Origin of the sequence: Veillonella sp. AS16 (genome assembly GCF_000517785.1) — a bacterium.
GTDB lineage: Bacteria > Bacillota > Negativicutes > Veillonellales > Veillonellaceae > Veillonella > Veillonella denticariosi.
Genome location: NZ_AZYX01000018.1, coordinates 40658 through 53156 on the forward strand (window position 1 = coordinate 40658; position 12499 = coordinate 53156).

Consider the following 12499-nt stretch of genomic DNA (forward strand, 5'->3'; position numbering starts at 1 on the left):
CTGTCTCCATTATAAAAGATTCTCTTCGATCCAATGTGCCACACCATCCTCATTATGATGCCCACAAATGCCTTTTGCCATAGCTTTCACGGCAGGTGTCGCATTCTCAACCGCCACGGAAAATCCCGTTCTGCTCAGCATGGAAATATCATTCTCCGCATTGCCGAACGATACGATATGTTCTAAAGAAATAGAATTAGAATCAGCCAGCCGTTGCAACGCATGCCCCTTTGATACATGAGGCGCGACGATTTCCAGAAAATCCGCCTGACTTCTCACCATCGTAACCATATCGCCCACCGATGGTCGTAAAGTATCGATAATGCCGTCAATATGCTCCGCTTTATCGATAGCAATCAGCTTATTCGGTTCCCTGTTCAAACCGTACAGATCATCACCTAGGAACTCGGGCTTCGCCCCCGTCTGGCGTTCGTACAGCTCGGATTGCCACGTCGGATGATGACATAATAATCGGTCGTCTACATAGGACTGTATATACCAATGGTGTTTTTCCGCCATCTGAAAGATTCGCTGTACCGCTGTAAGAGGCACGGTCTGTTCAAACAGCTTTTGACCGGTGGTTAATTCCTGAATCAATCCGCCGGAGAATAGAATCATCGGTACATTGCCAAGCTGTAATGCCTCCCCGACAGGACGGGCCGTCTGATACATACGCCCCGTTGCAATCGTAACGGCAACACCCTTTTCCTGCAAGCGTTGCAGCACATCAACGGTATAATCCGATACGGTATTATCACTCCGTACCAAGGTCTCATCACAATCGATAGCCACCATCTGTATATGAGAAAAAGAAGGATTCATGCCCGCCTCCTTTATATAACAAATAATATACTCTTTATTATACCATTTTATAGAGTAATAAAAATAGGACCAGACAGAATTGTCCGGTCCTATCGGGCCTCCTCTCCAAGGTCCGCATACAAGGTTGAATGTGTGTAGTGCAAGAAAAATAGCCATTCCCCCTTGGTCTTACCATTTATATTCTCATCTTACGACCATACGTAGAAAATGTAAACACCTGAGTATATACGAATAATGCATAATAAAACAAAATATACAGAGTATTCATTCATAATAACCATAAAATAAAGGTTCATCACCATACCAAAAAGGAATAGCACCGGCCCGTTTCACTAAAAATTCATTAAAATTATTGATATCTTAGTTGGTACCTTAAACGGTGCACATATAAATATATACAAAAAAGAGACCCCCGGAGGAGTCTCTTTTGTATGATTAACTATCAAATTAGAATTTGTAGTTAAGATCTGCACGGTAGAAGTCGCTAAGATCGTTACCAGCTTGATCTTTCCAATCGAAGCCGTAGTAAGCGGACAAGCCAACATTGTTCTGCAATGCATAGTCAACAGTTGCCAACCAACCTTTGGAATCTTGAGTATATGCTTGATTCCAAGTAGAATCAACGATAGGTGCATTTTCTTTTTGGTTGAAATATTGACCTTTCACATCCCAAGTACCTGCTTTTTTGATGTCGTAGTTACCATAACCAAGACCTGCAACCCAAGCTTGAGAACGATTTACTTTAGAATCTTTCAACCATTCACCGCCAACCCAAACTTTGTTGAAGTTAGCATCTGCGTTGAAACCATAGATGTTTTTATAACCATCGCCATCTTGGTTTACACGGTTGTAGAAACCGCCTACAGTACTATTTTTGCCTACTTTACCATTCAAGCCAACATATGTATGAGTTACATTTTCATCTTTAGTCAAGCCTGCTAATTCACCGGATACCATATAACCGTATGCAGCTTGAGCCTTAATTTTGTCGTTACCAACGTTCAATTGAGCACCGTCGAAAGTACCGTCAAATGCTAGACCACCACCAATAACTTGGTTGAAACGACCAGCTTTTAAGGATACGCGTTCGCCGAATTTATGATTTACATAAGCGCGGTCAATTGTAGCATTTGCATTACCACTAGAAGTGGAATCACCAAATTCATAGTTGCCGGAAGTTACACGAACAACTGCTTCAGTTCTGTCGTTTACATTTGCATTAAATTGTACACGAGCACGGCCATCAAATTTAGATTTGCTGTTATCTTTGTACACGCCTTTATCTTCAGAACCTTGGTAACGTAAACGCATATCGCCTGTTACCTTAACATTACCAACGCGGTCTTCCAAACGAGCTACACGAACGCCCAAGTTGTTCAATTCGTTGGAGAATTCATCAGCCAAACGGTTGATCATAGCTTGTTGTTCAGCGTTAGCGCGGTCTTGGTTAGCCATAGCTTTAGCTACCATTTGAGCCATTTCGTAACGAGTGATGTTGTTTTGGCCTTTGAAAGTGCCATCTGGGTAACCGTTAACGATACCAGCGTTAGCCAATTGGGAAACTGCTTGGTATGCCCAGGAATCTGGAGTTACGTCGGAGAATGGGTTAGCTGCGAATGCAGTAGTTACACCCAATACTGCTGTTGCTGCAAAAAGAGCTGCGAATTGTTTTTTCATAGTTGAATTCCTTCTTTCTGAAAAACTAAAAAAATAAAAATGTTACAAGTCATAACATTCACATTTTACTCAGTCCTTCAGATTAAGAATTCTTGGGAGTGTCCACGTTTCCTCACCATATTCTATATCGAAGTTCCTCGTTTCATGTGTTTGTCACTTCTTGTACGGTGATATTAGCACAACCTATTTTTAGTGTAAACCCCTTTTTCTCATTTTTGTTCTCAACAATCAAATTTTCTTTTTTGAAAATTCGATGAAGCCAGTTATATTCTATCTTCATGAAGCTTTAATAAATTTTGAAAAAAAATCAAACTTTGTATTTCATCTCCTTTTTCAATATTAATTCTCATAAATATTATTAAGTATGTCTAATTAATGATGTACCTATTAATTAACCTCATCTCATTTTATACAATATGTTTCATAAAGATTTCATACAATATATAGTGCCCTGTTTACCGTTAAATACTAGAAAAAACTTATTCACAACTTCAATACATACAAAAAATTTCTCCTTTATATATACCATTATATACAAAACATTTCATACAAAAAAAGACTTCCGAAGAAGTCTTTTTTTATGATTCTAACTAAATTAGAATTTGTAATTCAATTCTGCACGGTAGAAGTCGGATAAGTCGTTACCGTCTTGGTCTTTAGAGTTGAAACCGTAGCCGGCGCTCAAACCTACATTATCTTGTACCGCATAATCTACGGAAGCCATGTAGCCTTTGTAACCGTTAGATGTATTAGTCAAGTCATATGCTTGATCCCATGTGGAGCTTACGATAGGTGCATTAGCTTTTTGGTTGAAGTATTGACCCTTCACATCCCATGTACCTTTCTTAGCGATGTCGTAGTTACCGTAGCCAAGACCTGCTGTCCAAGCTTGAGAGTTATCTACGTTGGAAGCTTTCAACCATTCGCCGCCGGCCCATAATTTATTTTTACGTAAGTCCGCATTGAAACCGTAAACATTTTGTTTATCGGAGTTAACTGTTACACCATTGTGGTTCAAGTCACCACTGGATAATCTGGAGTAGAAACCGCCGACGGAGGATTCTTTACCAACTTTACCCTTCAAGCCGACATAGGATACGGATGGATTATCGGATTTGGAGTTGCCATCAGCAGCGCCGTCAATCATGTAACCATAAGCACCTTGCAATTGAACTTTGTCATTGCCGAGGTTCAATTGAGCACCGTCGAATGTATCATCGTACATCAAACCGCCACCAATTGTCTGTTGGAAACGACCGGCTTTAGCGGATACGTTACTACCGAATTTGTGATCTACATAAGCGCGATCGATTTTTGCTTGGGAATCCTTACTGGAATCACCGAATTCGTAATTACCTTTTACACGAACAACTGCTTCTGTTTTATCATTTACATTAGCATTGAACTGTACACGTGCACGGCCGTCAGTTAAGGATTTACTGTTTGGTTTGTAAACGCCCTTATCTTCGGAACCTTGATAACGAAGACGCATATCACCGGTTACTTTTACATTACCTACGCGATCTTCCAAGCGGGATACACGAACGCCCAAGCTGTTCAATTCATTGGAGAATTCATCAGCCAAGCGGTTAATCATAGCTTGTTGTTCAGCGTTAGCACGATCCTGGTTAGCCATAGCTTTAGCTACCATTTGAGCCATTTCATAACGAGTGATGTTGTTTTGGCCTTTGAAAGTGCCATCCGGATAACCATTAACGATACCAGCTTGTGCCAATTGGGATACTGCTTGATATGCCCAGCTGTCTGGAGTTACATCGGAGAATGGATTTGCAGCAAATGCTGTTGTTACACCTAACACTGCTGTTGCTGCTAACATTGTTGCGAATTGTTTTTTCATAATGAAAACCTTCCTTCTTATATAAAGAAATATATAATCAGAAGACAGTCATCACATGTCCGCTTAACTCTGAAAGAATTCTTTAGGAGTGTCCACGTTTCCTCATCTAAATAGGTCTTTCTTTGTTCTACTTCTATGTGGTTATGTCTTTCTGTACTGTGACTATAGCACCAGTCATTTTTCTTGTAAAGTATTTCACGCAATTAAATTTGATGAATTTTTCTTCATGAATAATTTTCAATGTACAAACCCTTATTTTTACTGTATTCTTAAAATTAAATTTCATACAATTTCATTTTATTTTCGTAAAAATAGCACTAAAATTTATCCCTTTTAATCTTATTTTTAGTAATTTTACCTAATCTAACTATGTATCATAGATTAATTTTTGTTATATATCTGTTAATTACAGGCACTTTTATAAGCGATTTTAACGTAATTCATTTATTTTAAACAAATAAAAAGCCTATTTATAAGCGCTTTTATGAGTAAATTTTCCATATGCTCAACAATTGAAACATTCATGTTCAGCAACAAAAAGTTTTACTATTATGCGCTTATAAATAAGCTTTCACTATTATGCTATAAATAGGCTTTCACTATTATATTATTATTTATATTATATTGTATTATATTATTTAAATTGCATAGGATACGAATCCTAACACATGGTCTATCGGTACAGGGCCGATAAAGCGGCTGTCGCTGGAGTGATTGCGATTATCCCCCATAACAAACACATGCCCTTCCGGTACAGTCACCGGAGTGGAACGCGTATAGTTTATATTGTGTTCCTTAATATAAGGTTCCTGCAATTCCTGTCCATTACGCCACACATGACCGTCCTTAAATTCCAATACATCGCCGGGACGTCCGATAACACGCTTTACCCATACATCATTAGTCTGAGCAGACTTGCTGAACACGGACGCGTAATTCATCAACGGTTCTTTCACATCATCCACCCATGTGCGTTCCCGATTGACACGACTGTCGATGATAACGATTTGACCGTAATCCGGCATTTCATTCATAATATGATGCCATTTTGTAACGATCAGATATTGTCCATTATGTAATGTATCCTCCATCGATTCGCCGGATACGCGGGTAGGCTGAATCAAAAAGATATGAATGACCATAGCAATAACAAGTGCCAATGCGATGGCGTATATCCAGTCTAAAATTTCTTTTACAATTGTTGTTCCTACTTTATTACTCATAAGGGCCCCCTTTAATGACCACCTGTGTTAAATCGTCCACCAAATACATCGTGCACATCCTGAATCGTAATGAATGCGGTTGGATCAACCTCATATACGGTATCCTTAAGACGTGTAATCTCGAGTCGTGTCACCACAGAATATAATACATGTTTAGGCTGTTTTAAGTAGCCCCCTTCACCATACATAATAGTAACACCTCTATTGAGGTTCTCATTCAAGGCATCCGCAATATTTTCAGAATTTGCCGCATCCGTAATAATCATAACGCCTTTAGACTCTTCAAGGCCCGTAATCGTTATATCAATCATCTTATAAGCGATAAAATAAGCTATAAGAGAATACATCGCGCTGTTCCAGCTATATACAAAGCCTGCAGCCCCCAGAATGATAAGATTCATAGCCATGACGATTTCCCCGACGGAGAATGTGGACCGCTTATCAAAGATAATCGCCACGATTTCTGAACCGTCCAATGAACCGCCGTTTCGAATAATGAGCCCTACCCCGATACCGAGGATAATCCCCCCGAATATGGCTCCCAAAAAAGGATCCGTCGTAACAGGCTCAAAATCATGGGCAAAATTGGAAAATATAGCCATCCACACAATGGAAAACAACGTGGAGAACGTAAAGGTTTTACCGATAACCCGATACCCTATATACAAAAACGGTAAGTTGATGAGGACTACGAAAATACTGAACGAGATCCCCGACAACTCAGATGCCATCAATGAAATACCGACTACGCCACCGTCGATGATGTTATTCGGTACCAAGAATAAATCAAGGCCTACCGTATAGATAAGAGCCCCTAATATCATCATCAGGCAACGCATAATCAAATGTGTCCAGCTGCGCGCTGTCATATCGTTACTCATGTCTATCTCCTTTTCCGTACAACTGCTCCATCGCATGCAAACGTTTTTCTTGCAGCTCGCCCGAATCAATATCATCCTCTTTTGCGGCCAGAGCACTTTGAATTAATTGTTTCGTATAACGCAATGCGATTACATAGGCCGTTAAATCATCCACCGGCTCCGGAGGAAATTGCATGGTTGTAGGTAAAATCTTTCTCCACCCCTTCGGCGGATTATATTGCCAATATAATTTACGGGCCTCCTCCGTACTGCGGGACTCGTCAATGAGACTTGTGGTAATCTTGTGATTGCGTCCAATCTGCTGTAATGATGGATATAAATATTTATGATTGGTTCCGTTACCGCATACAATATGATTAACACCGTAATAGATTGTCAAAATTCGTTCTATATCATTATTGAAAGTTTTACTGGCAATGATATCGCGATATACCAAGGCCCCCGTCGGCGTTACAATAGCAACCCCGGTCTTTTCATTACCCGGATCCACTGCCAGAATATAAGTATTATCAGTCATGTTAATGTCCTCACTAACGAATACAATAGTTATATTTTAACATAAAAAGAAGGCCTTATGTGAAAAAATCACATAAGACCTTCCCGATTTTATTCCATGAAGCACGGTACGCTTCCCACGAATTATGATGTCGATATAACTCTGATGTTTATCACTTATTGCATTCTGGATTTTCTATCGATATCCGGCATTTGTGTTATACGTAATTTAATATGTACCGGACCGGAGGAGTACGTATCTCCATCGACATAAGCCTCTACATGAACTTTGCCATGCATCATACCGATACGACGTATAGCCGCAAATAAATCATCCCCCGGTATCGTACCGATATCACCTGTCAAGGAATCCGGAATAACACCCTTTGCCTTCGCATTTTCGTTGACCTGTTTCAAAAATTGCAACATAGCCGACTGAGCATTACTACCGCCATCCATCACGGTGGAATGAATAACTTCACCATTTTTAAAGATAAATTGTTGTGGATATACCTGGATGGTAGCCACCGCAGGTTCACCGGCGATGATATTTCCCGCCGCCACAACTTGTACCACCATCGGTGTCTTGGCACCGATTAATTTCTGTGTAGCGATTTCCACATTTTGACGATCCACATATACTACATATTGACCAGTATCGGTTATACCTAACCGGCGCATAACCAGTTGATTGGTATCGTCAATAATATTTTTGATAGCATTATGACTATCTTCTTCACTTAATCCCGGACGAACTACGGCTTGTGCCAACAGTTGATCTACTTGGAATAAAATCGTCCCTTCACGGAGATGAATGATGCCATTCTGCAATTGTTCCTGCGTATTCTGCAGTTCTGCAATATGGGCTTCCATCTTGGCACGCGTCGCTTCCAAATCGGCCAACTTCTGAGAAACCTGTGCATAGGAGGACTGCAACGTAGCCAATTCAGCCTCTGTAGCATCCTTTGCAGCCTGAGCACTTTCCAGTTCAGCCCGGGTCGTCTCTACCTCGCGTCGAATCTGTTCTATTTCATTCATGCGCTCCTGCAGTTCCTGCTTATTCTGCTCCAATAAAGCCTTCCCTCGGATGAGTTCCTGCGTCTTAGCCGCCACTTCTTCGTTGAGTTGCTTCATATCCGAGCGCAATTTATCCATCCCGAAAAGAGCTGTTCGTACACTTTGAGATGTAAATGTTAGGACCCCTACGGTTGCAGCTGCAACAAGCAAGCCGGTCACAATCGTAACGATAATAGATGTATGTTTAGGTCGTAAACCAAAGAGGGACATACGACGTTTACCTATTTTCGTGCCTAACTTATCACCCATATAGGCGATAATCCCGCCCATCAAGGCGATAATAATCAAAATTTTAAGCCCTACCAGCACATCACGTCCCTCCTTTCATTTCCATTACCAAACATTATATTAATCTATTTATAACTTATATTTATATTCATAGTATACCGTCACTAAGTAATAACTGTAAATATCCCTTTACGTTATTACCTAGATGACGTCGTCACTTGGATACGCGCCAATTCAAATACAAGCCCGCAATAATACCCAATGTATCCGGAATTAATGCGGCGAGCATCGTCGGCAACGCACCGCCCTTTCCCAGCGCACCGGCGAACGTCATGACACCATAATAGATGAAAATAATCAAGATACTGATACCAAAGCCGATCGATGAACTGGATCTCTGTTTCTGTAATCCCAACGGAGCCCCTACCAAGGCAAATACGAAACTTGCCAACGGAATGGTAAAACGTTGATACATTTCCATTTCCAATTTATTGGCATTTGTATATGCCGCCTTATAGGCGCTGATTTGATGACGCAATTCCTTAATCGTCAACTCTTCAGGTTTACGTTGATCTTGTTGGATATCCTTCGGGGCAGACTTAATCGGTAGCGATTGCTCCTTAAAGCGCATGGTCCGCTCCACACCGTTACCGGCGGAAATATCATAAATGATACCGTTATGCATTACCCAGTACTGTCCATTCCAAACGGCGGAATCCGCATTTTCCACCTGCTGCAATTTACCGCCTTCGCCGAATTGTTGCACCGTAATCATGCTCAACTCTTTCGTCTCGCTATTGTAATGCTTTGCATACATCAACGTACCCAAGTCATCACCATTCATCGTCTTCAATACGATATGGTCCTGGGTTTGAGGCGATGCATTTTTCATGATTTCTTCGCGCACAATACTCTGATACATATGATTTGTACGAGGGACAACAAACTCGTTAAACGCTACGGCTCCGATGGATATGATGAGCGCGATGATATACACGGGCATGGCCAACCGTAAAAAGCTGAGACCACCGGCCCGCATCACGACGATTTCACTGGTACTGCTCAAGCGACTGAACGTCATGAGCGATGCCAACAGTACAGACATAGGGAATGTTAAGATGACAATACTCGGTAATGCCAGTATGAATGCTTTCATAACCAGCAATAAAGGCGCCCCGTATTCGGTAATGTATTGAGCAATCCGAAATAATGTGCCCGTACCTATAAATATACTGGTAAAGGCGAAAACGCCAAATAGAAAAGGACCTACAAAGGCTTTCAAAATATATTTGTCTAATAATCGCATGGTCCCCTCCTATAGTTTAAAGTTATCCCCCAAATAATGTTCTCGCGCAATCGGATTATTCGCGATCTCATCAGGGGTTCCTTCCAAGAGGATTTTACCACTACTCAAGATATACGCCTTATCAACGATCCCCAATGTTTCCCGTACATTATGGTCCGTAATCAAAATACCGATACCTCGATTTTTAACATGTAATATGATTTGCTGTATGTCCGCCACCGCAATTGGGTCAACCCCGGCAAACGGTTCATCAAGCAAGATGAAGTTCGGCTCCAAGGCTAAACAACGTGCGATTTCAACACGACGTCGCTCACCGCCGGACAACTGCATCCCCATACGGTCGCGCACATGCTCGATATGAAATTCCTCAATGAGCGATTCCACGATGGATTCAATTTCATCAGCGGATTTTGATGTAGTCTGCAGCATGGCACGAATATTGTCCTCAACGGACATAGAACGAAATATCGAAGCCTCCTGCGGCAGATATCCGATTCCCTCAGAGGCCCGCTTATACATGGGAATATTCGTAATGTCTTTTCCATCTACGGTAATGACACCAGAACTAGGTCGTTCTATCCCCACAATCATGTAGAATGATGTGGTTTTCCCTGCCCCGTTAGGACCTAAGAGGCCTACAACCTGCCCCTTATCAACGCGCAGACTCACCCCATCCACGACATTGCGACCGCTAAAGGTTTTGACTAAGTTTTTGGTTTCTATATACATATACGATCCTTACTGATTTGGAACAATGACTAATGTGCTACGACCCCCTAATGTTTCTGCGGAATCATCAGCAAGGCGAATCTTAAGCTCCGGTGCATTCAGCACATTGCCGTTTTGTACGGCATGCGCAGAACCGGATAACAACACAACCCCGTCATTTTGATTTGGCGTTTGTGTATACGTAGCACGGTCAGCCGAACCGGATACATTACGTTCCGGATTAGCAAAGGTTACATTACCTTTGGCAACGGCTCTGATCTCCTTCAACCAGCCTTCAACCTGATCGCCGGTCAAGGTCGTTCCTTCCGCAATCAATCGTGCATTTCCGGATACTAAACCATACTCTGTATCAGTATTATATTCAACGGAATTACCAAAGATTTGGCGATCTGCCCGTTGTAAATGCACATCACCCATAGCGGTGAATTTATTATTGTTAAAGCTATGAACGGATTGAGCCGACATAGACATATCGGTACCGATCATGGATACGCCGCCGTCAAGATTAGCCTCTTGTGTCTTCGTATTATACCAGCCGTTTGCACCGGTCATGGTTTTATCAAGTTGGGTAATCACGACATTTCCCTTCGCATCCGCACGACCTGTAGTACCATCATATGATAATGTATCCGCACTGATGGTCAACGGATCATTGGCCGCCCATGCCGTAATGGATGCGGTCATGAGTGCAGCCAATACGGCCATACCAATCTGTTTCTTCTTATTCATCATATTTCCTCACTATTACTTCTTTGTTAATTTCGCATTACCTATGGCTTTGATCTGTTGTAGCGACATATTGCCTTCCAGCTTATCGCCCACTAATGTCACGTCATTACTGGTATAGGTGAAAGCCGACTGAGATGTAAGCTGTTTTGTTTTATTATCAAAATGTAAAGCCTCTGTTTTAAAGGTTGCCCCTTCCGTATTTGTTGCAGTTACCCCCTGATCTATATCAAGAGAATTTCTGTCTCCTGTCAGGACCGCATGAGGAGCCGTAATTGTTGTGGTTACATTATTCTGATAGAATTGCCCCTTTAGATTTGTCAAAACGATAGCTTTCGTTCGCGGGTCATATTCAATTTTTTCTGCCGATAAGGCCCACACCAATTTACCGTCCTTTTCCTCCTGCAAATCTGCACCTTGGAAATTAACTAGTTGTCCGGCACCTGTCTGAGTCGTTGTGGATTCGCCGGAATCTTTCATGATATATACGATAAGCCCTACCAGGACAAATACTACAGCGACCACAATAGCAATTAACTTTTTATTATTTTTCATGTGCCCTCTCCCGAATAGCCATTTTCTTATCGTAATCGACAATTTCGTTCATCTTGGTCATCCAACGATGTTGGAACCAGAGCCACTCATCCGGATGTTGACGAATAAAGTCCTCGGTTACACGAACACATTCCTCTGTCAGGCGATACATATCCACTTCTTCATCACCGGTATCCACATAGTGCAATGCAGGTAGAATATGAACGATATGCCCACCTTCAGGTTTACGAGATGTAAAAATCGGCACCACCGGAGAACCGAATTTTTTTGCAAATGTAGTCGGTCCCATCACGGCCGAAGATTCCTGCCCTAAAAACGGAACAGGTAAACCATGTATATATCCATCTTGGTCAGCAAGGAAACCAAGCAGTTTTTTTTTCTTTAAAGCCTTTGCAGCCAATACGATTTCGTTACCGCCGCTGGCAAACACATCAAGCCCCACCATCTCGCGATATTCATTCATCAGACGGGTAAATTGAGCATTCGGCTGTTTTTTTACAATCGTCGTAGATGGATATCCGTGTGCCGCCATAGCAGCCCCCATCCATTCCCAGTTGCCTACATGACCGGTGAGAACGATGACACCTTTATCCTCCGCGATGGCCGACTCCAGATGTTCGATGCCGCGCAGTTCAATGTGTTTATTAATAAAAGATTTTGTTAAATTCGGCATATACAGGACTTCCATGACGCTGCGGCCCAAATTCTTAAACAAGCGATTAATGAGCTCTTCAGCCTGCTGGTCATTCATATTCATGCCTATCTTTATATTTTTAATGCCTCTAAGCTTTTGCTTCTTCGCTATAAGACCATATATAGGGCCTAAACTAGCACCTATGAGCAAAATGAGTTTATATGGCAGTCGACATACAAGCCAACTAATAGCTTTAACTAAATGGTATTGCCATTCATTGTTCATTCT

12 protein-coding genes are annotated in these 12499 nt (G+C 41.7%); all 12 read right to left on the reverse strand.

Annotated features, from left to right (window positions below):
• Window positions 1-9: 9 nt before the first annotated feature.
• Window positions 10-822, reverse strand: a complete 813-nt coding sequence (locus HMPREF1521_RS05675; RefSeq protein WP_038116974.1) for a Cof-type HAD-IIB family hydrolase — start codon at window positions 820-822, stop codon at window positions 10-12.
• A 447-nt stretch (window positions 823-1269) separates the two neighbouring features.
• On the reverse strand, window positions 1270-2499 hold the full coding sequence (locus tag HMPREF1521_RS05680; RefSeq protein ID WP_038116977.1) for an S-layer homology domain-containing protein: 1230 nt from the start codon (window positions 2497-2499) through the stop codon (window positions 1270-1272).
• Window positions 2500-3094: 595 nt separating this feature from the next.
• Window positions 3095-4357 carry an S-layer homology domain-containing protein gene (locus tag HMPREF1521_RS05685; RefSeq protein ID WP_038116979.1) on the reverse strand — a complete coding sequence of 421 codons (1263 nt, stop codon included), beginning with the start codon at window positions 4355-4357 and terminating at the stop codon, window positions 3095-3097.
• A 638-nt stretch (window positions 4358-4995) separates the two neighbouring features.
• Window positions 4996-5580: a signal peptidase I gene (gene lepB, locus HMPREF1521_RS05690; protein WP_038116981.1), complete on the reverse strand. Its 585-nt coding sequence runs from the start codon at window positions 5578-5580 to the stop codon at window positions 4996-4998.
• A gap of 11 nt (window positions 5581-5591) precedes the next feature.
• Window positions 5592-6461, reverse strand: coding sequence for a YitT family protein (locus tag HMPREF1521_RS05695; protein WP_038116983.1), 870 nt, complete (start codon window positions 6459-6461; stop codon window positions 5592-5594).
• Window positions 6454-6978: a hypothetical protein gene (locus tag HMPREF1521_RS05700; RefSeq protein WP_038116985.1), complete on the reverse strand. Its 525-nt coding sequence runs from the start codon at window positions 6976-6978 to the stop codon at window positions 6454-6456. Before HMPREF1521_RS05700 ends, HMPREF1521_RS05695 begins: the two co-directional genes overlap by 8 nt.
• Before the next feature lie 155 nt (window positions 6979-7133).
• Window positions 7134-8342: a DUF3084 domain-containing protein gene (locus HMPREF1521_RS05705; protein WP_038116989.1), complete on the reverse strand. Its 1209-nt coding sequence runs from the start codon at window positions 8340-8342 to the stop codon at window positions 7134-7136.
• A gap of 133 nt (window positions 8343-8475) precedes the next feature.
• Window positions 8476-9567: an LptF/LptG family permease gene (locus HMPREF1521_RS05710; protein WP_038116991.1), complete on the reverse strand. Its 1092-nt coding sequence runs from the start codon at window positions 9565-9567 to the stop codon at window positions 8476-8478.
• Window positions 9568-9576: 9 nt separating this feature from the next.
• Entirely contained in the window at window positions 9577-10296 is a 720-nt protein-coding gene (lptB, locus tag HMPREF1521_RS05715) for an LPS export ABC transporter ATP-binding protein (RefSeq protein WP_038116993.1), read from the reverse strand.
• 9 nt (window positions 10297-10305) lie between these two features.
• A complete protein-coding gene (locus tag HMPREF1521_RS05720) occupies window positions 10306-11025 on the reverse strand; it encodes an LptA/OstA family protein (protein ID WP_038117142.1) in 720 nt (239 codons plus the stop codon).
• 15 nt (window positions 11026-11040) lie between these two features.
• A complete protein-coding gene (gene lptC, locus HMPREF1521_RS05725) occupies window positions 11041-11577 on the reverse strand; it encodes an LPS export ABC transporter periplasmic protein LptC (RefSeq protein ID WP_038116997.1) in 537 nt (178 codons plus the stop codon).
• Complete coding sequence (locus HMPREF1521_RS05730; protein ID WP_038116999.1) at window positions 11567-12496, reverse strand: lysophospholipid acyltransferase family protein; 930 nt, start codon at window positions 12494-12496, stop codon at window positions 11567-11569. The genes lptC and HMPREF1521_RS05730 overlap by 11 nt, the downstream gene beginning before the upstream one ends.
• Window positions 12497-12499 lie beyond the last annotated feature (3 nt).